17 protein-coding genes are annotated in these 25,545 nt (G+C 52.5%); 6 read left to right on the top strand and 11 right to left on the bottom strand.

From position 1 onward, the window contains the following. The first annotated feature begins 22 nt into the window (after positions 1-22). Entirely contained in the window at positions 23-775 is a 753-nt protein-coding gene (locus BAQU_RS08965) for a vitamin K epoxide reductase family protein (RefSeq protein WP_094694836.1), read from the top strand. Here the strand turns inward: BAQU_RS08965 and dapF are convergent. Continuing rightward, on the bottom strand, positions 772-1,749 hold the full coding sequence (gene dapF, locus BAQU_RS08970; protein WP_094694838.1) for a diaminopimelate epimerase: 978 nt from the start codon (positions 1,747-1,749) through the stop codon (positions 772-774). The two genes, BAQU_RS08965 and dapF, sit on opposite strands and share 4 nt — an antisense overlap. A 74-nt stretch (positions 1,750-1,823) precedes the next feature. Here dapF and BAQU_RS08975 point away from each other — a divergent pair, with 74 nt between their 5' ends. Then, the gene (locus BAQU_RS08975; protein ID WP_094694839.1) at positions 1,824-2,669 is read left to right on the top strand and encodes a patatin-like phospholipase family protein; all 846 of its coding nucleotides are present in this window, start codon (positions 1,824-1,826) and stop codon (positions 2,667-2,669) included. A 181-nt stretch (positions 2,670-2,850) separates the two neighbouring features. Here the strand turns inward: BAQU_RS08975 and BAQU_RS08980 are convergent, their stop codons facing one another. After that, positions 2,851-3,744, bottom strand: a complete 894-nt coding sequence (locus BAQU_RS08980) for an SPFH domain-containing protein (protein ID WP_094694841.1) — start codon at positions 3,742-3,744, stop codon at positions 2,851-2,853. Positions 3,745-4,041: 297 nt separating this feature from the next. Between BAQU_RS08980 and BAQU_RS08990 the strand changes: the two genes are divergently transcribed. Further along, a complete protein-coding gene (locus tag BAQU_RS08990) occupies positions 4,042-4,992 on the top strand; it encodes an aldo/keto reductase (protein WP_094694845.1) in 951 nt (316 codons plus the stop codon). A 33-nt stretch (positions 4,993-5,025) separates the two neighbouring features. Here BAQU_RS08990 and BAQU_RS08995 read toward each other — a convergent pair whose 3' ends face one another. The 8 genes from BAQU_RS08995 to BAQU_RS09030 all read right to left on the bottom strand — a co-directional run bounded on the left by BAQU_RS08995 (position 5,026) and on the right by BAQU_RS09030 (position 18,323). Then, a complete protein-coding gene (locus BAQU_RS08995) occupies positions 5,026-5,643 on the bottom strand; it encodes a GNAT family N-acetyltransferase (RefSeq protein WP_143241999.1) in 618 nt (205 codons plus the stop codon). A gap of 134 nt (positions 5,644-5,777) precedes the next feature. Then, complete coding sequence (locus BAQU_RS09000) at positions 5,778-8,471, bottom strand: esterase-like activity of phytase family protein (RefSeq protein WP_094694849.1); 2,694 nt, start codon at positions 8,469-8,471, stop codon at positions 5,778-5,780. Between the two features lie 527 nt (positions 8,472-8,998). Next, entirely contained in the window at positions 8,999-12,346 is a 3,348-nt protein-coding gene (gene ileS / locus BAQU_RS09005) for an isoleucine--tRNA ligase (protein ID WP_094694851.1), read from the bottom strand. Between the two features lie 585 nt (positions 12,347-12,931). Beyond that, positions 12,932-14,200: a glutamate-cysteine ligase family protein gene (locus BAQU_RS09010; protein ID WP_094694853.1), complete on the bottom strand. Its 1,269-nt coding sequence runs from the start codon at positions 14,198-14,200 to the stop codon at positions 12,932-12,934. A 258-nt stretch (positions 14,201-14,458) separates the two neighbouring features. Then, entirely contained in the window at positions 14,459-14,788 is a 330-nt protein-coding gene (locus BAQU_RS09015) for an exodeoxyribonuclease VII small subunit (RefSeq protein ID WP_094694854.1), read from the bottom strand. 42 nt (positions 14,789-14,830) lie between these two features. Then, positions 14,831-16,102: an exodeoxyribonuclease VII large subunit gene (xseA, locus tag BAQU_RS09020; protein ID WP_094694856.1), complete on the bottom strand. Its 1,272-nt coding sequence runs from the start codon at positions 16,100-16,102 to the stop codon at positions 14,831-14,833. Between the two features lie 193 nt (positions 16,103-16,295). Next, the gene (locus tag BAQU_RS09025) at positions 16,296-17,264 is read right to left on the bottom strand and encodes a Ppx/GppA phosphatase family protein (RefSeq protein WP_094694858.1); all 969 of its coding nucleotides are present in this window, start codon (positions 17,262-17,264) and stop codon (positions 16,296-16,298) included. Between the two features lie 120 nt (positions 17,265-17,384). Then, a complete protein-coding gene (locus tag BAQU_RS09030; protein WP_094694859.1) occupies positions 17,385-18,323 on the bottom strand; it encodes an ABC transporter substrate-binding protein in 939 nt (312 codons plus the stop codon). A 353-nt stretch (positions 18,324-18,676) separates the two neighbouring features. Between BAQU_RS09030 and BAQU_RS09040 the strand changes: the two genes are divergently transcribed. Together BAQU_RS09040 and BAQU_RS09045 are read left to right on the top strand one after the other, a co-directional pair. Continuing rightward, a complete protein-coding gene (locus BAQU_RS09040; RefSeq protein WP_094694862.1) occupies positions 18,677-20,293 on the top strand; it encodes a sugar transferase in 1,617 nt (538 codons plus the stop codon). A 161-nt stretch (positions 20,294-20,454) separates the two neighbouring features. Beyond that, positions 20,455-21,036 carry a hypothetical protein gene (locus tag BAQU_RS09045; protein WP_094694864.1) on the top strand — a complete coding sequence of 194 codons (582 nt, stop codon included), beginning with the start codon at positions 20,455-20,457 and terminating at the stop codon, positions 21,034-21,036. 496 nt (positions 21,037-21,532) lie between these two features. Here BAQU_RS09045 and BAQU_RS09050 read toward each other — a convergent pair whose 3' ends face one another. Next, a complete protein-coding gene (locus BAQU_RS09050) occupies positions 21,533-23,185 on the bottom strand; it encodes a DUF4012 domain-containing protein (protein ID WP_158215687.1) in 1,653 nt (550 codons plus the stop codon). A gap of 339 nt (positions 23,186-23,524) precedes the next feature. Here BAQU_RS09050 and BAQU_RS09055 point away from each other — a divergent pair, with 339 nt between their 5' ends. Then, the gene (locus BAQU_RS09055; RefSeq protein WP_094694868.1) at positions 23,525-25,411 is read left to right on the top strand and encodes a DUF4012 domain-containing protein; all 1,887 of its coding nucleotides are present in this window, start codon (positions 23,525-23,527) and stop codon (positions 25,409-25,411) included. Positions 25,412-25,545 lie beyond the last annotated feature (134 nt).

Consider the following 25,545-nt stretch of genomic DNA (forward strand, 5'->3'; position numbering starts at 1 on the left):
AGTCATATGCAAAGGATTGTGAATGACCACAAATTCAAATGATTACGGCCAAGAAACTGGCAGTAACCGCCCATCACTTGCGACCAATGGTTCCTTCCACAGCTCCGAATCCCCTGACAACACCGGTACAGGCGACAATAGCCCCTACGATCGGCTGACTGGATGGCGGCACGGTGCCACATGGACCTATCTGGTGATGTTGGTAGCTTCAATCAGTGCGCTCCTGGTCTCATTCATTCTTTCGGGTGAAGCGCTGGAACTGGCACGACATCCCAACGCCAAACTCGAGTGCGATGTCAATGCATTGGTCTCATGCTCAACCGTTGCTCAATCATGGCAGGCGGAAATAGTGCACTTTGGCGGCTTGAGCTTCCCGAATGCCTTCTTCGGCATTGCCGCTGAATCGATTTTCATCACCATCGCCGTTCTTGGCCTGGCTCGTGCACGCACGCCCCGTTGGTTCACCATCGCCACCTGGTGGGGTGGTTTGGCTGCCTTCCTCTATGCCTACTGGCTGTTTACCCAATCCATGTTCGTCATCAATGCCCTATGCCCATGGTGCCTCTGCCTCATGTTTGCCACAACGATACAGTTCATGGCCCTGAGCCACGCAACCGTCAGCGTGCATCGAATTCCGAGCTCAGATCGATTCGGCACACTCGCCAGCAGCCTTGCAAGCTATTATCGACTGCACTTCGACCTGATGATCGATGTCCTGTGGATCGTTGCTGTCGCAGCATTGATTCTTATTGATAAAGGTGCCGCTATTTTCTAAAGTTCTATTCTTGCGACGATTCTGGCAGTTCCGGTGAGCAGAACCCTATCCGGCTCAACATCGACTCGCAACGTTCCGCCAGGAACACCAATGGTCCAGTGACCAATGCCAGTGAAACCACGAAGGACCGCCGCGCTGGCGCAGAGACCCGTTCCACAGGACAGTGTTTCACCAACACCGCGTTCGTTCACGCGCATATTTGCCGTTCCCGCATCAGCAGTTGAATCAGTGGACATCACTTCCAGGAATTCAACATTTTGACCCGACTCCAATGCAGGCTGGACGATTGGTGCCCTGGTGAGATCCAGTTGCGAGACCTCGCCCAGATCTGATTGGGCAGCCTGCCGTTTCAACGTCGTATTGTCGCTGTGATTCTGCGCCACGACAACGATATGGGGATTGCCCAAATCAGCGTACGTCCCCATGGCCCTGCCCTCAAAGGTGGGCAAAGTCACCGTATATTCGTCCGCTGGTCCGACTGACCATGGACCCATGTCGACCTGAAAGAGCTGGGTTCCAAGGACTGGATCATCCCGAATTGCACGGATCTTTTTTACACCGGCACGTGTGCCAAGGATAAAAGCGTGGTTGGATCGCTCCGCTGAAGCCTCACCTGCCGTTGAACTACCCTCTTGCGGATTGAAACCGGAATCAAGAGCTACTTTCTGTGCGAATAATGCCGAGACTCGCGTTCCATTTCCACACATTTGGGCCAGGGAACCATCAGCATTGCGGTAATCCATGAACCATTGCGCACCGGCATCTTCGAGGGATTCGACGGTTGCCTCACCCAAATCCGAAACGTCTCGCGGATGGGTGAGTCTGATCAGACCATCGCCGCCGATGCCGAAATGCCGGTCGGTGATATGCCGAACCTCTTCGGCAGTAGGCTCATACTGCCCATCAGGATCGGCATATATGACAAAATCATTGCCAGTGCCGTGGCCTTTGTACACTATGTCGGGAATGCTCATATGAGTAGCCTATGGCGATGCGGCGACTGTTTTGTCATCGGCCTGTGTAGGCTAAAGAAAAAAAGGGGGACCATATGAGCGGTACTGCAATCATTGACGTTGGAGGAGGATTCAGATCCATTTTCGGGGCGGGAATCCTTGACTACTGCGATGAGCAGGGTATCTCCTTTGACCATTGCTATGGCGTTTCTGCAGGAAGCGCCAACCTTGCTTCCTTCCTTGCCCTGCAACCTGGACGCACGCACCGTTTCTACACGCAGTATGCGTTCCGACGCGAATACGCGAGCGCCACCAATTTCTTGAAGGACAGAAACTTCGTCAACCTCGATTACGTATACAGCACATTGTCGAACCACGACGGCGAGGATCCGATGGACTTCGAGGCGTTGAAAAACAATGCAAGCAAGTTGACCGTTGTTGCCTGCAATGCCGAAACCGGCGAGGCCGTGTATTTTGACAAGTCGGAGATAGCGCAGGATCACTACGATATCTTCAAGACATCATCGGCTGTTCCTGTGGCGTGCGAGCCGTATGTCTACAAGAATGTTCCATATTTTGACGGCGGCATTGCAGATCCGGTTCCCGTGCAACGGGCTATTGACGACGGCAACGATCGCATTGTTCTGGTGCTCACACGGCTCAAGGATGTGCTGCGCGAACAGCATAAGGACATCATGCCCGCGAGAATTCTTCGAAGAACGTTCCCAAACTCTGCCGATCGACTGCTGAACCGCTATCAGACCTATAACGACGAGGTTGCCTTGGCGAAAAACTATGCCGAAGAAGGCTCCGTGCTGATTCTCGCTCCCGATGATCTCTGTGGTCTCGATACCCTGAGCAAGAGCTATGAAGGACTCGAGCGTATGTATCGCAAGGGTTACGCGGCTGCTACGCACATCCAGTCATTCCTGACCCACTGATTGTGCGAACAGTGCTTCGCGCTCGCCCGTAAACCCCTTGTAGACCCGCAGAACGGTGCCCTTCTGAATCGTGAGCCTGGCTGAGTCAGAATTCCAGCTGGAATGCAAAGGACGGCTTGCCCTGCGCGTCATATCCCCCGCAGAGCAAGCCGTCCAATCCGTTTGTTACTTCTGTGTGTTGCTACTTCTGTGTGGTCAGCGTTGCCTGCGTGACCTGGTTGAAGAGTTCGTTGTATCCGCCTGGAGTGGAGGCCGGAAGCACCACAGTCTTCGAGTTTGGCGATTCTGAAAGCGAGCGAACGACATCGAGATATTGATTGAACAGCACCACATTGTTCACATCGTTGATTTCCATTCCAACACCCTGAAGGCTCTTGATCTGATCGACAATGCCGTTTGCGATCTCTCGACGATAGTTGGCCTGACCTTCACCCTGCAACCTGGTACGCTCTGCCTCTGCGGCAGCCTGCGTTTCAATCTGAATCTGCTGAGCCTGTGCTCGTTCACGGGTTGCTTCCTTCTCGCGCTGCGCGGCATTGATCGAGTCCATGGCATTCTTGACCTGCTGGGAAGGATCGATTGCAGTGACCAAGGTCTTGATGACGGAGAAGCCGAACTTGGACATTTCCTGTCCGACGGTCTTCTGCACATCCGATGCGACATCATCCTTGCGAGCAAAGGCATCATCGAGTTTCAGCCCAGGTATTGCACTTCGCAGTGCATCCTCGATGTACGACCTGAGCTGGCCTGCAGGGTCGCGCAGCTCATAGTATGCCGTAGCAACATTTTCAGGGTTGACTCGGAACTGCGTCGAGACCACCACGGTGACGAAGACGTTATCGAGTGTCTTGGTCTCAAGCTTTACACTGAGCTGGTTGACACGCATGTTGGTCTTCATAGAAATACGGTCGACAATCGGAATCTTGGCGTGCAGACCCGCATATGTGACCTTCTTGAACTTGCCCAACCGCTCGACGATGAATGCCTGCTGTTGCGGCACCACATAGAGCGCACCAAACAGGAACATGATGATAAGCACGAGTATGACAATTACAGAAATGAGGCTTCCAGTCATCTTTTCTCCAGATTTATATATGATTCATATGACGTCAATATCAGTATGAATATTGACTTTCTCCCATATACGAGCATATCAGCAACCACTGCGAGAACCCAGAGGCGGGCCGGAACGTTGCTCAATCCTGTGGCGAGGCACATGCGAAATCGGGTGGCGCAGTTCTTCTGCGATCACTCCGGCGACATTCCTGAGCAACTGGTGCTAATGGCTGAATTCACCGAGATGCATTGCACTCATCGCGCCATATCGCTAGAAATGGTTGGTAGCGGTTTTCTCACATGAAAGGAGTCGCACATGGCGACATTAGGCAATACTGGCACAGAAATCTATCCTCTGGTTCTAGGAACCAACACCTTCGGATGGACCAGTTCCGAGAAGGACACACGCACCGTCCTCGATGATTTCGTGAATGCAGGCGGCAATCTCCTTGACACTGCAGATGTCTATTCGGCATGGGCTCCTGGTCATTCCGGCGGTGAATCCGAGATCATTCTTGGCCGCTGGCTCGCAACAAGCGGCAAGCACGACAAGGTGCTCATCGCAACCAAGGTTTCTCAGCATCCGCAATATTCCGGGCTCTCTGCAAGCAATATCGAAGCTGCCGCCAATGAATCACTGCTCCGTCTCGGCATAGACACCATCGATCTCTATTACGCCCATTTCGATGACGAGAAGACTCCTTTGGAAGAAACCGTTGCCGCCTTCGACAAGCTCGTCAAGGAGGGCAAGGTTCGCAACATCGGCATTTCGAACTACTCGGCAGAACGCATTGAGGAATGGTTCCGCATTGCTCGCGATAATAATCTCACCTTGCCGGTCGCTCTCGAACCTCATTACAACCTCGTGACGAGGCAGAACTACGAGAAGCATCTGCTGCCCGTCGCAAAGAAGGAGAACCTGGCAGTGTTCCCATACTTCGCTCTCGCAGCCGGATTCCTTACCGGTAAGTATCGCAGTGAAGACGATCTGAAAGGCAAACAGCGCGGCGGCATGGTCAAGGGATACTTCTCCAAGGAAGGTCTTGACGTGGTTTCAGCAATGGACCAGATTGCAAAGGCACACGATGCAGCCATTGCAAGCATCGCACTGGCATGGCTGCGTCATCAGCCTCAGATTGCCGGTCCCATTGCTTCGGCGCGCATTCCTAAGCAACTTACGGCATTGCTCGCATCGACGAAGATCAACCTTTCCGCCGACGAGCTTGCAACGCTCGACAAGGTCTCTGCCACCGTTCCTGAACAGTAGTTCCAATATGTTGCCACTCACAGAGTTGAACGGTCAGCTTTGAGAACGTTTCTCCCATTGCTCTCTGGTGATTAGTCGGAGTTCCTCATCCCGATAAATGTCGCCAGGGAGCATATTCATGTGGATATGCCTGATGATGCCAACATGCTCGAATCCGATCTTGTCTTGTGCACGGCCAGATTTGACGTTTTCAATGTCATGTCTGCACCAGATCGCATTGAGTTTCAGATCATTGAATCCATGCTCAATCACGGCGAGCGATGCTTCAGGAACGAGTCCTCTCCCCCAGAACGGCTTGCCGATCCAGAACCCCAGCTCCATGGTGTTGCTAATGCCGTCATGCTTGTGGAGTTCGAGCGTTTCAATGTAACGCATGACTTGCTCTGGAACAGATTGCAAACTTATCGAGCCAATGGGCTTGTCGATAAGATCCTTATCTTCGGGATTTTTAAGGACTATTGCATAGCTCTGTGCGTTGCAAAGCACTGTTCGAATGACTGCTGCACTTTCCTCGGCATTCGCATGTGCAGCCCATCCGGCAGAGGGGCCGACATCAGGATCCTGTGCGTATTGGTATAACGATGCGGTTTCAGCATCGTCGTTCGCTCGCCAAGCTCTCAGAATCAATGCTTCAGTAGTCAACTCTCTCATGAACTCAGTGTAACGCCTCGCAAAAAAGGAAAACCCGTGGGTGTCCACACGATGCTTGTCGTTGTGGACACCCACGGGAATGGCTGTTATGAAAGCTTCTTCAGATACACATATTCGAAGAATACGGCATGCGACTACTTGAAGAGCAACTTATGCCTCTTGACGAGGACCAAGCTTCCACCAATCAACAGAGTCATCGCTGTTATTGCCGATATGAGAGCAACATTTGCACCAGTTGTTGCCAGCGGCTTCGATGAGGTCTCGCCGTTGGCGTTGTTGACATTCGTTGGATTCGTCGACCCTGTGTTGCTGGGATTGGTCGGAGTCGCAGGGGAACCACCGTTTGAACCGCTGTTATCGGACACCTTCTGCACGGTTGGCACTGCGGCACCGGAGGTAACCTTAACGACATTGCCCTTGCTGTCTATCTGCACAGTGGCGCTCATTGCAGCAGCAAGATCAAGGTTGTAATATCCCTGAGATTCCGCCTGCAGCGGCTCATCGGAAACCGGCAGGGCTGTCATCGCCAGCACCTGGCGGCGCTGAGCACTGCTCAATGTTGGGTACGCGGTCATCAGCAGGTTTTCTGCACCGGTTGGAACGTTTGCCACGCTTGTGGAAGCTGCCTTCTGCAGCGCGGTGGTAGCAGCTCCAACCTTGCTGAAACCGTATGTCATGCGATTTTCGTAGACCTTGATTGCTGATGCACGGTCAGTCACCGCCTCCTTGGATACCACATCGACGAAGTCGTTGCTGTATCCGTTCGTGCTGTTTGCCTTGGTGTTGGTGATGCAGTCGGCAAGCGTTGAACCTTTGCCGTTCGCCTTGCACTGAGCAGTAAGATAACTGACCAGCTCGGCGCGTGCCGGAAGCAGTTGATCCTTCACAAACTCCGGATCAGACCAGCGCGCTGCATTGGCGGCGTCACCATCCATGCGGCCACCAATGATGTCGAGCGGATAGTGAACTCCAAGCACGATTCTGTTGTTGCCGGCCTCAGACCCACGAGCCAGGATTTCAGGAGCAAGCTCTGGAAGCAGGGTCGCGAGACCAACGGCGCCAGATGTGGCATACGTGGTGTGTCCTGAAGGGAATGAGCCAGATGTCAGCATGCCATCATATGACGGATCATGCTTCGTTCCGTCCGCGCTCGTCCACACCGGTGCCTTGACAATCGGCACGGATTTTTCAAGGCCGGCCGCCGTGTATCCGCCATTCGTGCGATCAACGTAGGGGCGAGGATGATTGAAAGTGATCTTGGCGGTTGATGTTGAAACGTAGTCACCAAGGGTTGAGACTCCGTAGCCGCTGGCATTCGTCTGCGTAAACAGCTTGTTGAAGAGCGGCAGCTGATTCTTGGCAATGCCCTCAGCAAGATACTGGCCGAGCACCGGTCCCAGCGAGTCAGGAAGCGTCTCGCCAAGTTTGTAATCGGAATCAACCAATGCACGCTGAACCTGCTTCGAAGGCGTCGTATCTGTCGAACCTTCGGCGGCCTTGTTGTTGATTTCTTGGGTCAGATCATCGTTTTCCTTCAAGATCTGAGCATTCTTGACAACGCCGACACCGAATGTGGATGGATCAGCGGAGTTGAAAGGCTCAGAAGCCTTCCATAGTGAGCTGAATCCGCTGAGCATGCTAAGTAGATCAGGCTGATTCGTATCCGATTCATAGTCGGCAGTATCAACGTTGAGATTCAGCACGCGAGTGGTCTGCGTAGCATTGAAATTGTTGTCGCTGATAAGGCTGACGCTGGCGATGTTACCAGTCTGCTTGGTAATGGCCAGACCCTCGTAGTTATCCATCAAGGGGTTCTTCTGCACTTCACCCGACTTGAGCGGCGCATTGAGCGTCGAGCAGTTGACAAGGTCGCCGAGCGTTGTTGCTGACACGAAGTCCGAAGCCGGAGCCTCAGAAAGGTTGGCGACATTGCTGACATCGGGAGCAGTGGTGAGTGCGCTCACCTTCGAAAGAATGATGTCGTTGCCAGTCTTGCTGTCATAGGAGCGCTGCAGAACAAGAGCGCTGTCATCAGAAAGCAACGCGATATCCGAGATGCCCTTGGCACCGTCCGAAACCTTGAAGGCCACCTGCTTGGTGAGTTTCCATTGACCGGCTGCACCGGTGACATCATCACGGTACACCAGGAAGCGTCGGATCAGCGACGTGCCTTGAGCCCCATCACCGGATAGACTGCCTTCCATGGACGCAACGACCTCGTGCCCTGCTGGTGAGATGCTCACACCTTCAAGCGTGAGGTTGCTCGTTGCTTCGCCCTGTGGTGCAACGTCGAAGCTGGCTGGAACTGCAAGCTCCTGCTTTTGCACTCCATCGCGGCCATAGATTCGGATTGATGGTTCCGTCTCTGAGCTGACCATGAAGTCCCCATCGGGGAGGACTGCAAGGCCTTCGTTGTCGGAATTCGTGCCATCATATGGAGTTCCATCGGTCTGCTTCAAGATGATCGGACTACCAGTGATCTTGGGACTCGCAAGATTGCTGCCCACGAACCAGATCCGGGCCGTTGTGCTGCCGTTGTTATCAAGCGTTGAAACGTATGAACCGCTGGTCTTGTCCCACGCCAGCGATGAAAGTCCACCGACCGTAACCCCATCGGCTTGAGCACCATCGAGGGCATCCGAATAACCCGAAAGACCAATATGCGCTGAGCAGGCATCCTGTGCAGTTGCCTGAACATCTGTTGCTTCCGCTGCTGAAGCAGTATTAGCCATAACTGCTGCCAGATTGGTGGCAGTCACGCACGTTGCGACGGCAACTGTAGCCAACAGCCATCGTGACGCACGCATGTGTCGTTGCTTTTGTACCATTTTCTCCCCTTATACCTTGCCCAAGCCAATCTTTTTGCATACTGCAATCTCACTAACATTCATCTATGGTTTGGGCTCCGCGGTACACCCTAGAGTTCAAATCTTGAGCGATGGGCAACCAAGGAACAATGACACGCTAACTTCAGGTGAATTTCAGGTATCAACCCCAGAAAATCGCCTGATTCATACGGGATTTCACCGTCATCCCAAGCAACCACCAAACACCATTACCCCGAGCGAGGTCAGCCTGCCCTGAGCGAACGCAGTGAGTCGAAGGGAGGGATCTCCGTCTTTGTACAGATCTCTCGACTACGGCTACGCCTCCGCTCGAGATGACAGAAAAAGAACACTATACAGGTGACAGAAGAAGAACACTCTGCACAGACGACAGAAGAAGGACACGATACAGACGATAGAAGAAGAGCTCGCAGTCTCGGTCAACAACACCTTTCGACATACGCAATTGGGGGGCTGGAATGAGCTATAGGCTCATCCCAACCCCCCAATTTCCGATTTACGGTCTGCTGTTATGCGCGTTCTACCGAGACGCTCAACTCATCTGCAGCCTCGTCCGCACGAATCTCCAGGCTGGTCGAGAGCGTTTCTCTGGCAATCAGATCGCGGAACTGCTCAACCTTGGCAACGTCATTGGCTGGAACCGTCATCGTAAGCTCAATGCGATCAGAAATGTCGAAATCAGCTTCCTTACGGGCATCCTGAACAACACGAATGGCATCGCGCGCGTATCCCTCGGCAAGCAGATCAGCGTTCAACTGGGTGTCGAGAATATCGAAGCCACCAGTCTGCAAAGCAGTCGAAACAGAGTTCGCCTCTTCCTTGGCATCCTTCTCTTCGACCTGGTTCAGCACTTCGTATTCGCCATCGACCAAAGGCAATTCACCCGAAGGCGTTTCAACAACGACCGAACCGTCCGGCTGCTGATGCCAAGCACCTGACTTTGATGCACGAATCGCAAACTGTACCTGCTTGCCGAGTCGCGGACCTGCAGCGCGAGCATTCACGCGCAGTTCATGAAGAATCTTCAATCCCTTCGAAGATGCCTCCTCAAGCGTGGAGAAGACAACATTCTTCACGTTGAGCTCACTCTTCAAAAGCTCTTCGTACGGCTTCAAGGCCAGTACATTCTCAACCACGACCGTTAGCTTGCTCAAAGGCTGACGGACTCTGATCTGCTGTGCCTTGCGAAGGCTCAAGGTACTCGAAACGACCTCGCGTACCTTCTCCATGGCACCAACGAGCTTGTCATCGGCAACGAGCACCTTGCCCAGATCGGTATCTTCGCCGGTCTTCTCGTCAACGACGAACGGCCAGTCTGCCAGATGCACGGATTCACCTCCGGTCAGACCACGCCAGACTTCCTCGGCTTCCATAGGAGCCAAAGGAGCCAAAACCCGCGAGAAGACTTCCAGCACCGTATACAGCGTGTTGAATGCATTCGGATCTTCTGCCCAGAAACGGTCACGAGTGTTGCGAATGTACCAATTCGTCAACACATCGATGAACTCGCCAACCGAAGCGCACGCATCGGCAATGGCGAAGTCGTTCAACGAATGCTCGGTGTCGAGCACCATCCTGCGAGCGCGGGCCAGCAGATAGCGGTCCATGCGCGGCAAATCCTTGACCTCTTCCGGAGTAAGTCGGCGTGCGTTGAATCCCTTGCCTTTATTCGCAGCGTTGGCATAGAGCGTGAAGAAGTAATATGAGCTCCATACCGGCAGCATCACCTGACGGACCGTGTCGCGAATACCATCGGCGGTCACGACCAAATTCCCGCCGCGCAGCACCGTTGAAATCATGAGGAACCAGCGCATCGCGTCGGATCCGAACTTGTTGAACACGCCATTCACATCAGGGTAGTTGCGTAAGTGCTTGCTCATCTTCTGACCGTCCGAGCCGAGCACGATGCCGTGGCAGATCACATTCTTGAACGCAGGCTTGTCGAACAGGGCTGTCGCCATCACATGCAGCAGGTAGAACCAGCCACGGGTCTGACCGATATATTCCACGATGTAATCGCATGGGAAGTGCTGCTCGAAGTATTCCTTGTTTTCGAATGGGTAGTGGAACTGTGCAAATGGCATCGAACCTGAGTCGAACCAGCAGTCAAGCACATCGGAGATGCGGTGCATCTGCGACTTGCCGGTCGGATCGTCGGGGTTCGGGCGTGTAAGGTCGTCAATCCATGGGCGGTGAAGGTTCACGTTGCCCTTGTCGTCGGTTGGATAGCGACCGAAGTCCGCTTTCAGCTGCTCAAGCGAACCGTATACATCCACACGCGGATACTTCGGATCGTCAGAAACCCAGACTGGAATTGGCGAACCCCAGAAACGGTTGCGGCTGATCGACCAGTCGCGCGCGTTCGCAAGCCATTTGCCAAACTGACCATCCTGCACATTCTCAGGAATCCAGTTGATCTGCTGATTGTTCTTGAGCAGACGATCCTTGAACTTCGTGACCGACACGAACCAGCTCGAAACTGGTTTGTAGATCAGTGGCTTGCCGCAGCGCCAGCAATGTGGGTAGCTGTGCACATAGCTTTTCTCTTGGAAGAGGATCGCGCGATGTGCATCAGGGATGCTGGCCAACGGGCCGTCACCGGCACGCAAGTTACGGATGATGGGCATGTTTGCATCGAAGACCTGCAAGCCTTCATAATCGGGGCAGAGTGAAGTGAACACCGCTCCGGCATCGAGCACGTCAACCGACTTGATGCCCTTGGCATTCAAGGTGTTCATATCATCTTCGCCATAGGGAGCCTGATGCACGAGTCCGGTTCCCTCAACGGTATCGACATAGTCTGCGGTGAAGATCTGATAGGCGTTCGGGCCGGGAGCTGCTCCCTCGCCCAGAGCCTTGTCATCAGAGAAGTACGGGAACACGGGCCAGTAGCGCCAGCCTTCCATCTCCGAGCCCTTCAGCGTACGCACAACCTGGTAATCCTCGCCGAGTTCCTTCTCATAGTCTTCAACACGCGCGGAAGCGATATAGAACTTCTTGCCGGCATTCGGACCGTTCACGGCAAGCAATTCGCTGTATTCGATGTCTGCGCCTACGACGATCGCAAAGTTGGTAGGCACCGTCCATGGCGTGGTCGTCCAGAAGACCGCATAGGCGTCGTCCTCGTCCTTGAGCTTGACGGCAACGGAAACCGTCAGATCCTGACGATCCTGATACACGTCGGCATCCATGCGCAGCTCATGGTTCGATAGCGGTGTCTGATCATTCCAGCAATACGGCAGCACGCGATATCCCTGATATGCAAGACCCTTGTCATAGAGCTGCTTGAACGCCCAGATCACCGATTCCATGTAGGTGGTGTTGAGCGTCTTGTAGCCGTGATCGAAGTCAACCCAGCGGGCCTGACGGTGAACGTAGCCCTTCCATTCCTCCGTATATTTCAGCACGGATTTACGGCAGGCATCGTTGAAGTTCGCGATGCCCATCTCTTCGATCTGGTCAACGCTCTCGATGCCAAGCTCTCGCTGTGCCTCCAGCTCAGCAGGCAGACCATGCGTATCCCATCCGAAGACTCGATTGACCTTGCGCCCTTTCATGGTCTGATAGCGCGGAATCACATCCTTGGCATAGCCGGTCAGCAAATGACCATAATGTGGCAAACCGTTGGCAAATGGAGGACCATCGAAGAACACGAATTCGTTGTTGAAATGTTCGCCCGAGCTTCTGTGATCGATGGACTTCTCGAAGGTGTCGTCCTTATCCCAATACTTCAGAACGTGCTGTTCCAAGTCAGGAAAGCTCGGATTCGGCGCCACACGCGCGTCCTCTCCCGACGCACTTGCCTTGGGATATTGATTGGCTGAATCATGTGTAGTTGATTCTGTGGTATCACTCACCGCAATCTCCTCGTGTCTAGGTTTTTCACCTTACGAGGACGATTCGCAACGATTCCTCGCTGCCACCGCGGTACCACCCCGCTTGCTGTGCAGCTCATCGAATCTCAACTGCACAACCGCTTGAATCAGGCTATTCGGGCCATCCCGCCGGTTCTAATAATGCCAGTTGCTTGCTTCCACGAAACGGTTGCCCAGTACTGCAACCGTTACCTGGAATTCACACCTTGCGCGTTCTTCCGGTGACTCCCCGCTGATAACGGATCAATGCCATACAGGCGACAATAATAACACTTGTGCTGGAGTCGCGCTGCACTTTGCTACAAGCTTTGAAAACTCTTGCGTCTTCTCAGTAACATTTGTCATCTCGAGCACCACTTGTCATCTCGAGCGAAGGCGCAGCCGGAGTCGAGAGATCTCACCCCTTCATTGGATGCCACTGCGGAGATCCCTCCCTTCGACTCACTGCGTTCGCTCAGGGCAGGCTGCCTTCGCTCGGGATGACAGCGAACACAGGGGATGACAGCGACAGAAAACACACGGGACGACGGCGAAAGTAAACAGCCAAGCAGCAGCACGCAGCAAAATTCAGGCTTGGAAGACGTCAGGATGCTTGGGATCGCCGGGAATGTCCGTGAGTAGACCTTCAAGACCGAGGAATTCCTGCCAGAACTCCATCGGCTGCCCGTAAGGCGTTGCCTCAGCACCGTTGGCTTGAATGCCCGACTTCGTCGCCTCCACGTCGAGCTGCGTGAGTCCATCGAAGTAGCTTGTGAGTCTGCCAAGGTTCTCGGTGTTGTAATAGAGCGAGAACATGATATCGACAAGCCTGCGCGCACGGTCTTCAGGCAGCGAATCCCAATGACGGAATTCCAGGAAGTTCTTCATGCGAACGTCGTTGAAATGCATGGAAAGAATATGGTTGATCTCGTATTGGTTGAGATCTCGGTCTGGATAGATTTCAGCCGCATTCTCATGCCACGCAATCACGTGGCCGTCGGGGACTGAATCCCTCTTCTCCGGAGTGTGTGTCAGATCGGCGAAAAGGAGTGGGGTGCTCAACACGTCAATGGCGTATGTTTCCCACGAAAAGTTCGGACTGAACAAGCCTGGCATGATGCCGGTGCGCTGGGGATCCATGAAATCCCACATTCGTTGACGAAGCAATGGATAGGGATTGTCGTCACCTTCGAAATACGGCGTATTGCGCAAAAACCATGCAATGATTGGTCCGATTGCCGTTCCCACTCGCATCTTCTGAATCGAATCGCGTTCATCGGTGTAGTCGATGCTCACCTGCGTCGAGGCGGAGCAACGCATCATCATCGGTCCGTAGGAACCGATGCGGCCAAGATACTTGTTCATCGATTCATAGCGATACTTGGGGTTGAGAGGAATGTCATTGAACTTGGTCACCGGTTGATAGCCGTAATTAATAAGTCTGAATCCAAGTTCGTTCGCAATGCGATCCACCTGAGCGCGGAAGGACTCATAGGTTGCGTTGAAATCGTCGGGGGTATGGAAAATGCCGATAGAACATTCGACCTGCCCGCCAGGTTCAAGCGAGACATTCACCTTGTCTCTGTTCAAGCCCACAAGGTGGCCATTCTCCCAATATTCTTCATCGGCGTTATAGAACGGAGCAAGACGCTTCAGCAGGGTCTCGATGCCATTCGATTCCCAATATGTCACGGCCGAATCGTCGCTGTTATGAACCGGCAGGTGTTCGATTTCGACACCATACCCGTATTCATTCGGCTGCAGCTTGCCACTCTCAAAGAATCGCATCAGACTCGCCAAATGCTTGGGATTCGGCTTGGTGAGCAAGTGCGCGAAATTGACTCGAGTTGTGTTCATGACTCAAGCCTAAGCGAAGAGCTGGGAAAAGCGCGTACATACGCGCCAAACAAGCTATACGAGTAATGAATAACACGTGTCCATGGAGGATTAGCTCGCAAAAATCCCAACTTCGACATTCATTGTGAACTTGTCAAAGTATAAGCTCGCCCAAACCACAATATTCTGCCCGATATACGCCTAATAATGCGGCGAAAACGCGCCATATACTTTGCTGAGTTCACAATGAATCCATCTGCTACTCGACACCACTCAAGACTACTCAAGATTGGACTGTGTTCCTGCACTTTCGCCGGCGCTGGCCTGCCGAGCCTGAGCCTCATCAAGCTTGTTGCGAACCTGATTGAGCAGATCCTGAGCCCGCTTGGCCAGTGCCTCGCCGATTTCCCACTGACGCATCGACGCATCCAGATCCAAGCCACCCGCCTCAAGCGCCTGAACGGCCTGAATAAGCTGATCGCGAGCCTGCTCGTATGGCATCTTTGCAATGGCTTCGCGTTCCTTATCGCTCAGATGCGTTTCAACATCGTTTGTCTTCGTTGCATCTGCATTGTCATTTTGTTTTTCGTCTAGATCCTTCTTGGCCATTGTTCCTCCATGTACTGGTTGATTGATATTCCGAAACGAAATTCATAGCGCTTGAGCCTGCAAGCTTCCACGACGAAGCGTCAAGGTGAGATTCTCCCCCGCCGACACCGCATCCGGGTCATCGATGACATGACCATCACTCGCCTGAACCACGGCATAGCCTCGATTCAATGTTGATTGTGGACTCATGGCCGTCAGGGATGCGTGGAGCTTTTCGACTGTGAGACTTGCATCGTCAACGATTCTTCGCAGCGCAATATCGAGCCGCTGCTGTGAATCATCAACGAAACGCTGGGGTTTCTCAAGCATCGTCTGAGGATTGGTCAGACTCGGACGATTGGCATAACCATCAACCAGTCTGGACTCGTTCTCCACCATGGAACGAATACGTTCGCGGATTCTGCGCTGGCCTTCTTCGACTATCTGCATCTGCTCGACAACATCTGGCACAACACGTTTCGCAGCATCGGTAGGAGTTGATGCACGCATGTCAGAAGCCAGATCAATCAGCGTCCAATCATCCTCATGCCCTATGGCAGAAACTATTGGCGTTTGGCAGGCCGCGGTTGCGCGGACAACCCCTTCGTCCGAGAACCCAAGCAAATCCTCGAAGCTGCCACCTCCTCGAGCAACGATGATCACATCAACGGCCGGGTCCATATCGAGTTTCTGAATTGCCTGAATCACATCGGGCGGGCATTGCGGCCCTTGCACGTGAGCATGAACGATGGTGAACTCAATCGTGGGCCACCGCAAACGGGCGTTAGTGATGACATCGCCCTCGGCTCGCGCCTGAGGAGCACAGACCAAGCCCAGTCTGCTCGGGAACTCGGGCAGGGCGACCTTCCTATCGGCGTCGAACAGTCCTTCGCCCTTGAGTTTCTTGCGAAGCTCCTCGATCTGTGCCTTCAGATCTCCGGTTCCCACGCGACGGATATCGTCGGCCATGAAGCTCAGTCGAGTCTGTTTTACCCACAGATCAGGTCTTCCGTGAATCACCACGCGGTCGCCCTGACGAAAATCGCGAGCCATCACTGCAAAGTTACGGAAACCCATAACGGAAATCGAAATATCCTCGATGCTATCCCTAACCGTCAGATATGCCGATCCGCTTCTTCGCGTATTGATCTCCACAATCTGCCCTTCGATCCATGCGCTTGGCCAGCGGCTTACAGCATCGTGGAACTTCTGACTCAGCACACTCACCGGCCATGGATTCTCGGCGGTGGTTTCACGCGCCAAACGTGGCAGCTCCTGGGCGATCGGAACAGCAGCGGCATCGTTATGAATCGGCAAATAAGGGCTTTGAATCATGCTATACACTCTGTGACGACTGCGGGACATACGGTTGTTTATCTACGATTAAGGCTTGAGCCGGTTACGACTGGGCAACGATCAATCGACCAATTGCCAAAACCGCGAAACATCAACGAAATAGGTGTGACACGGAAACCAGAAGTTATTCAAAAAATCGAGTTTTACGAGTTTCGGAAGAGCCTGATTCGAGTCAAAAACCGAGAGTTGTGCGGCCAAATTGGTCGAGCCAACGCAAGATGGCACCTTCGCGCAAAGCCCAAGGGCATATTTCTACTTCATCAACGTTCAAGGCCTTCATGATTTCGTCGGCAACCACTCCACCCCCGATAATCTGGAAAGTTCGTTCCTTGGTGATGCCCGGAAGCGCAACTCGTTGATCGGGAGAAATTGCTGCCAGCCTAGGAATCCAATCTTCGAGCTCCTTGCGGGTCATGACCATCGAATTCTCTCGACCATGTTCCTTCCGCACTGTTCCTACAAGGCGAGCCAAGGATCGGAGCGTCTTGGAAGTACCGACTGCGTGATTTGGTTCCTTGGTGATTGGAAAACTCTCAACCATCGGCTTGATGATTTCTCGCACCTGCTCATGAACATCTTCGAGCTGACGCTCATCAGCCATGCCATCGGGAAGGAATTCGTGGGTCACTCGTCCTGCGCCGGCAGGAACGCTTAAGGCGAGACTTGGTTCCTCGTCGCGACCCATTGCCACTTCAAGTGATCCTCCGCCGATATCGATCATGAGCAGACGTCCGGCATCCCAGCCATACCAACGCCTCGCTGCCAAAAATGTAAGGCGTGCCTCGTCCGCTCCCGAAAGTACCGTGATCGGCTGACCAATATGGTGCTCGAGCTTGTGAAGAATCTTCGCACCATTCGGAGCCTCCCGTATGGCGGAAGTAGCCATGGGAAGCAGTTGGGTAATGTCATGTTCCCCGGCCATTTCCATGGCCTTGTCTATTGCCTTGAGAATGATCTCAACCGCTGACTTCTTGATCGAACCATCTTCCTTGATGTATTGCATCAAGCGAATCGTAGATTTGCAGCTGGCTTCAGGAATTGGGCGAGCCCCGTGCGCTGCATCGACAATAAGCATATGTATGGTGTTGGAGCCAATGTCGAGCACGCCAAGGCGTGTGGTCGTTGCGCGCAGCGTTGTCATATTCTGACCTTTGCAATGGATTCGAACGAAACCCGGCACGATAAAGCACTCGCAAATGCACTCGCAACGGATTTCGCATGTTCGAAGCTAGCTTCGAGCCAGCAATGAATGGACACCGAACTATTCGACGGAAGGATTGAGCTCGGCCTTGTCGATTGCACCGCCCTGAACACCCCAGTGCTTCAGGATCTTTCCGTAGGTGCCATCGTCGATGAATTTCTGCATCGTTTTCTGCACTGCCTCACCGAGCTTAGTATCACCCTTCTTCAGCACAATGCCCTGCGGGACAACACCTTCATCCTCGCCAACTGTCTGAAGCTGGTCCCCAGTCTGAGCAACGGCATATCCCGCCACAGGCGAATCAGCATAGAATGCATCGATTTTACCAGTGAGCACTGCGGTCGTTGCATCGGTCTGCATCTTGAATGATTGAACGTTCATGGCCTTCTTCCCATCAGCCGCACATTTCTTGCTGTTGGTATCGGCTTCCTGCTCCTCGATGGTTCCGGTCTGGACTCCCATGCTCACACCGCACATGTTCTTGGTATCGATCTTCTGCGGGTTGCCCTTCTTGACCACATATGACATGCCAGCCTTGTAATACGAGACCATATCGACCGTCTGCTCACGATCCTTGGTGATCGTGAAGCTTGAGATTCCCAAATCGTACTTGCTCCCGATCGCGGGAATGATCGAGTCGAACGAGGCGCTGGTCGGATTCGGCTTCAAGCCCCACACACGCGCAATCGCATTGGTCAAGTCGACATCATATCCGGTCGGTGTCTTGCCATCAGCCTCAAGGAACTCAGCAGGAGCATACGAGGTTTCCATGCCGACGGTCAGCTGGTTGTCCTCAGTAACGCTCGATGGCACCAATGATGCGATCGCCGGATCCTTCTTGATTCCGTTGACATTATATGGCTGAATCGTTGCATTGGCCGAACCGCTCTTCGCATCTGCAGAACCTGACTCAGATTCATCGGTCGTACCGCAGGCCACTGCTGTCAGCATCAAGCCAGCACACATCAGCACAGCGGATAGCTGCCTCACATTGTTCATCTTCACCTTGAAGTCCCCCAACTAAAAATTAACGACCTCAAGAATACAACATCGCACATATAAGGCAGATATGAGGAATCCAATGAATGATCTGGACATGTGAATATTGACCGACACCGACACCGACACAGGCATCAGCACAGGCATCGGCACAGGCACAGGCATCAGCACAGGCATCGCCATACTTCTTGCATGCTGGCACCGTCATGGCACATCAGATGCTTATAATTGCTTGAAAGTTATGCAACTGAGCAATAAGAATTGTAGTGAATCCAGTCAATTCACAGGAAATACTATGATTGTCATCATTGCGTGAGGTCAGGCGTACCGGTGGTCAAGGGAGAGAAGCGAAAATGGAAGAGTCTTCGCTATTGGGCAATGCTGATGGAGACACAACCTATGCATCGCAACCATGCGATAATCCGACCATGCCGCCAAGCTTCGCTGCCCAAAGGCACGCAAAACCTTTCAATCTGAATGTCTCGTTTGCTGATATTCGGCATGGTGCACATAAGGCTCAAATTCCGAGATGGCGATATCTCTTCATGTTTGCGTTGATTCTTGAGGATCTTGCCGTATTTCTATTTTCCTTGGTGATCTGCTTCGTCCTCAAACCTGAATCGTATATCACACTCTCCGCAACCATGCCTACCTGGCTATTCATGATATTGCAGTGTGGCATCTGGCTGGCCGCCTTGGGCGGATGTGGCGCCTATCAACGGCATATCATGACCGATGGCTATCGAATCTATACCATGATTCTGAATTCAGCGTTCATCACCATCGTTGGCAGTGGATATCTGGTATACATGTTTGAGCTATCGCTGCCAAGAACAGCGGTAATCGAAGCCCCTGCTCTCGCCGCATGTCTTGAAATTCTTATGCGTTGGGGCTTCAAACAGTATATTCTTCGGATCCGCAACAAGGGACAATGCCTGTATAACACCGTCATCATCGGTTCACCTCAAGGGATCATTGACAACCTCAGGATGCTCAAATCCAGCAGTGTGCTGGGTTACCGTCCGATAGCAGTATGCCCGGTCGTCAATGAGGGCAATGGCTCGCACAATTTCACAGCCGCTGTGGAAGGTCCGGTATACTTCTCTGAATTCCCTGTGCGGTTTATTCCGTTTTCCAGCGACATCGCCAATGATCTACACGCAGTGAACACTCAGATTCTGCTGGTCACCGACACCGTCGCACGCGACTCCGAACAGATGAGGGCACTCTCTCTTCTGATGGAGTCGAGGGGAATCGAGTTGGCATTCACCGTTTCAGTAGCCGATGTTGGCGGGCACAGATTGCATCTTCGCGACTCATCACAGTTGCAGGTTCTCTCAGCGTCGCTCCCCCAATACTCTTACCCGGCAGCGATTTTGAAACGCCTCTATGACATCGTAGTCTCCGCAGCTGCGCTCATAGTGATAGGACCATTACTCATATTTCCAGCCGCTCTTGCAATCAAAAATGAAGACAACGGACCGGTTTTCTATTCACAGGAACGGATTGGCAAAGATGGAAAACCATTCAAGATCTTCAAGTTGCGATCCATGCATGTGAATGCTGATAAGATGGCTCAAGAACTTGCAGAACAGACTGGGAAAAATCATGAATTCATTTTTAAATTGAAGGATGATCCGCGTATAACACAGGTTGGGAAAACCATCAGAAAATATTCCATTGACGAACTTCCTCAATTTTTCAATGTTCTGAAAGGTGACATGTCTATCGTTGGTCCTGGCCCTCACCTCCAGAAGGAAGTCCAGAAATTCAACACACTCTATTCAACACGACTGCTGGTAAAACCAGGTATCACAGGTCCTTGGCAAATATCTGGAAGATCGAACCTTACTCAAGAATTGTCTGAACAATTAGATGTTTCGTATATCGAAAACTGGTCAATCACAGGCGACATTGTCATCACGCTCAAAACGGCGGTGGCAATATTCAAAGCTGTCGGAGCCTATTAACTCTAGTATTAATCCTGTATTACCGAATTATTATCAAGATATTATTATCTGAGTATAAATTTTGACTTGTTGATTAATATAATGTACCTTGTCCACTGTATGCTGAATCAGTTATTGGTCTGTACCTAACGTATTCAGAAAATATGCATAAGGAGAAATCAATGAAGAAAAAATCAATCGGATTGCGCCAGTCACTCATCGTGCTCGCAGTAGCCCTCACTGCACTGTTCGCCGTCGTAATGCCGCAGAACGCATTTGCCGCAGATTATGGCAGTGTCAACACCAACGAAATCACACAGGATCCCACCACGCATACCGTCACCATCCCAGTCACCGTTTCAGACGACCTGTATGAAGAAGGCTATACTTCTGTCACTGTCACCGTGGATACCGACCAGGTGCCGAATGTCGTGCAGGTTGCCAATAAGGTGTATGGACCATTCGCCCTTTCCGAAAGTTCACCACACGTCGCCAACCTCAAGTACACACCTGTCGCAGGAGTCAAGGCAATCAGCTACTCAATCAATGCCTATAACCCTGAGACCAACACAACCGGCCCAGTAGTAGCCAGTGGCACATATGAGCTTCCCTATGTGATCCCCGCCAAGGCGACCGCTACATCCGCAAAGGAACTGGGCAAGACCGGTACTGACATTGCTCCATACGTAGCAGCAGTTGTACTTCTCGCCGCCGCTGGCGCAGTATCACTCGTTGCAATGAATCGTGCAAAAAGCACACGATAGTCACTCCTGGGATTTGATTCCATTAAGAGATGGCATGTCAGACTCCTAAATAAATCAACACCAAGGGCTCCGAAAATTCGGAGCCCTTTTGCATGCCCCGCGAAACAATCGTCATAGTAGTCACCACCATCATCCCGACCCCACTCTCCCAACGTCATCTCGAGCGAAGCGTAGCGGAGTCGAGAGATCTCACCCCGTCGGATAGCAACAGCGAAGATCCCTCGACTTCGCTCGGGATGACAGGAGGGCAGGAGGGCAGGAGGGCAGGATAGCAACTGATGGGCAGGCCAGGATGAGAGGAGCGGAGCTCTCGGAACGACAAGAAGGCAGAACAGATGTTCACGGTATCTGACTTCGCAGGTATACATACCAAAATGTGAAGGCCACCGTCGTTGCCGAATCCACCGTTATTTCAGACATCACCATGGCCACTGACCGCACAGTTACTCCCACCATCACCGTTACAGTTACCGACGCTCTACACACCAGCGCCTCTTTACTCGTCAGCGGTGAGTGTCAGAGGAGTCTGTATCAGTTCAACTTCAGCAGTCACCGTGGATGAAGACTGTATGTAAGCGATCATTTCAAAGCTCTCGCCCGGGTCCAAGGTCACTTTCTTCAAGCCAACATGCAGCCCTTCATGCGCCGTAGTCGAATCAATCTCCGAGCTGTCTGACATCACTGTACGGACGATGCTGCCATAAACCGGCGCATACACAAGAATGGCCGTATCTATCTGCCCAGCACTCAAGCCTCTTGGTAAGTCCCCGAGAACATAAGCAGGCGTGGTAGCCACTTCTTCGGGTTTCATCAGATTTTTGAGCGCAATGCGTACCTTGTATTCTTTCGAACCGTCTTCATCCTGCGTCACATTCAGAATGGAAACGTCGCGTTTCAAATACCAATCCATCTTCGACTGCGTCTGATCCGAGAAAAACACTCCTATCTGTGGCCGTTCAGCTTCAGTTTCCAGATCTCCCGCAATCTGAGTATCCCGCAGCAACTCTTCCTCGGAATCATACGCACTCCACAGCAGAACATGCCCTCCTGAAGTGGCATCGGAGAAAGCTCGCATCAGATCAAGCACACTTCCTGAATATTGCATGATCTTTTCGAAGCTACGCCCTGCCACCTCTGCAAAGAACTCGTCCTGATCGCTTACAGCCTTATTCACATATGCATCGTGCAGCAAAGTCTGCTGCGTATTCGTGGCCGTCAGCTTGGTTCCGTCGCTCAGAGAGACTTCTCCAACAATACCGATGAGCGATTGCAACGCAACAGGATCTATTGCTACAACGCCGTCAATCTTCTGCTGGAATCGTTGCTCCCACATTGCCTTGGCTATTTCACCGGCTCTTGGAAAATCGGGCGTGAAATTCATATCCTGGCCCATCCGTCCCATTTTGTCGGTAAAAAGAAGCTCTTCGTTCAACGTGATCGGAACCACAGGTTCATCCAGCCACGGCAACTCCCCCACCGATACAAAAGGCTGAATCGTCAGCGTGCCATGTTCGACTTGGATCACGCCCCAGGACCCGGGCATGCCTCCCCTTGCGCGGAGTTCGGCATTCGTTTGAGACAACACAAGATAGTTCCTGGCACCTTGGTTGTCAAGATCGAGCATTGGGGGTGCCAACTGCGAGACCTGAGACAGCACAGCCAATCCGTGCTCCACCGTTGAGAACAGGGTCGCGAACTGTGAAAGAGCTGATTGCAATTCATTGACCCTCGCAGTCGGAATCATTGAGACAATGGAATTCGCCTGAACCAACCCATCATGGGCCTGCACAAGATATGGCGATGCTTCCTGCAAACCGGGCAGACTGACCGTGCCTTCGGAAAATGAAATATCATCCACCGAAAATTGCTCGCACACCTGCTCCAAAGGCTTGAAAGATGTCAAGGAAACAGTCGAAAGCGCTTGAACCGTCAGCCGCACCGCGGTGATGTCATCCCGAAAATACGGCGTGCGGGCGGCAACCTTCCACAGGACTCCCGAAGTCTCACGATGCGCATTGTCAATATGGCTGGCAAGTGAGTTCAAATCTGCCTGCACTTCTTCACCTTCACCACTCATCACATGCTCATAGAGGGTTCCAGACAGTGCGGCGGCATCTTTCAATTCGCCTCTGACACGCATAACACTCATCGCAAACAACACGCCACAAACAAGGACAACAAGAACAAGTCCCAACCCGGAAAGGCCAAGTATCCATTTTAACGTGGAATGGCCTCGCTTTTTCCGCCTTCGCCGACGATCACGACGACGCCCCGAATACCTTTCTGTGGACTCATCGGTGCTACCGGAAAACGAACCATTGCGTGGGAAATGCTGGGTGGTTGGCACATTCATCAGCGTTCGCCTTATCTGTACGTGGTAAGGAACCAGTCATATACTTTATCGAGGTAACGATCGGAGTATTCATATGCTACGAAATAGTAACAGTATGTATACTTTTATCAGGGGGACACGTCCATTGGGGGAACAATGTCATTTGATGACTATGCGTTTTCGCATGAGCATGACGAGCGCGATGAGCGTGGAATCGTTCATCACCATCACGGGGATTCCAACCCTCACCATCATAGAAATCATCGACATCGCTCTCACACTGCGCGCAATGTCAGCCTGACTGTTGTTGCAATTGCGATAATTGCCATTGCGGTCGCTGCCTTACTCGGAGTAAAGCTCTACAAACAGGCTCAAGAGGTCAAATCCGAGGAATCACAAGCTCTGGCACTGCTTTCAAACGTTCAGAATGTAAGCCAGCTCAATAATGCGGCTGCAGTGAGTGCAATCTTGCCCAAGCTCCAGGCCCATACTGCGAAGGCCGCGAACATTGCCAACGGCGGTCTTTGGAAGCTTGCCACCCATGTGCCGGTATATGGTGACGACATCACGACCGTTCGAGGAATGACTCAGACGATGAACTCCCTGGCCACCCAGGCGCTCCCCCAGCTATCAAAGACCATGCAGACCATGCTCGGTTCGAAGTTGAGCTCCGGTAATAGGCAGATCAATGTGCAACCGATCATCGATGCCCAGAGCGGTTTCAGTGAAGCCAATAAAGACATCCAGTCGGAGCTCGACCAGCTGAAATGGCTGCCGGAACCGCATTTGGCCGAGGTCAAGGAACCCTATGACCTGGCTATACAACAATTCACTGCCGTATCCAAGCAGATCGATCAGATCAACAATTTGATTCAGGTGATGCCGAAGTTCCTCGGATCCGGCGGAACACGCACCTACGTGATTATGGCACAGACAACCTCTGAGGCACGTTCAAGCGGTGGTCTGGTAGGATCCTTGGGTAGTTTCACTGCGAACAACGGATCGATCAGCGTGGGCTCATTCCATCCGAATGCGGAGTTCATTAATCTCGGTGGCTCGCATGCCAACGCCCAGGAAGAGGAAGTGTTCAAATCTCCCTTGGATTTCTCGTTCGACATTCGAGATCTGGCAGCTTTCCCTGATTTCTCGCGCACTGCGGAAACCGTGAAATCAGTGTGGCAGGTTTCCAAATACAAAACCAGCGTCGATGGGGTCATGGGAATCGACCCGGTTTTCGTGCAAGAGATGATCGGAATCAGTGGCAACGTCACGCTGCCGAGCGGCCAGGTGCTCACCGGCAGCAATACAGCACAGTTCATGCTGAATGGCATCTACAAGGATGTTCCCGTATCTGAACAGGATGCATATTTCAGCTATGTCGCTTCTGCGGCCATGAACAACGTGTTCAGCAACATGACAGCCACAAAAATGATCAAAATCGCACAGTCCTTCAGTTCTCTGGCAAATCAGCGACACCTGTATCTGTATTCCTTCCATTCGGATGAGGCGAAATACTTCCAGGGTGCCGGTCTTGCAAAGAATGCGCCCAGCAGTGAAACCGATCCTGAAACAGGCATCTATCTCAATGAGAACAATCCTTCGAAACTGGATCGGTATGTGCATAGAAAAACGGTGATAACGCGCACCTCGTACAACCAGAATGGCTCACAGACCTACCACGTTGCATTCACTGCCACGAACACCATTTCATCCGCGGATCTGGCCAGCGGCAACACCTATATTCTTGGTGGCACGGGAAACATTGGCGCTCCAGGTACTCCGGTCGAGCGAATCCTCTTCTATGCTCCACAAGGCGGCTCGATACGAAACTTCTCAGTGTCTGGCAATGCCGAACAACCCACTCAGGTAAGCATGGATGGCAAGAAGCCATGGACGAGCGTGGCTACCATAGCCCCTGGCAAGTCAGTCACCTACAGCTACGATGTGACCACCTCGATCAACGCAACGTCTGATCTGACCTTGGACCAGACCCCTATGGGCTGGCTCGACCCTGAAGTCACATACAAAACAGACACGAAATAGCCCACTCAGTCATCTCGAGCATAGCCCACCCTTCATCCCCCGTCATCACGCTCAGGCATCCCTCCCCCATCACCCCGAGCAGGCATCCCTCCTCCCCTGTCATCACGCTCAGACTGCTCCCCCTGTCATCTCGA

It is taken from the genome of Bifidobacterium aquikefiri, from assembly GCF_002259795.1.
GTDB lineage: Bacteria > Actinomycetota > Actinomycetes > Actinomycetales > Bifidobacteriaceae > Bombiscardovia > Bombiscardovia aquikefiri.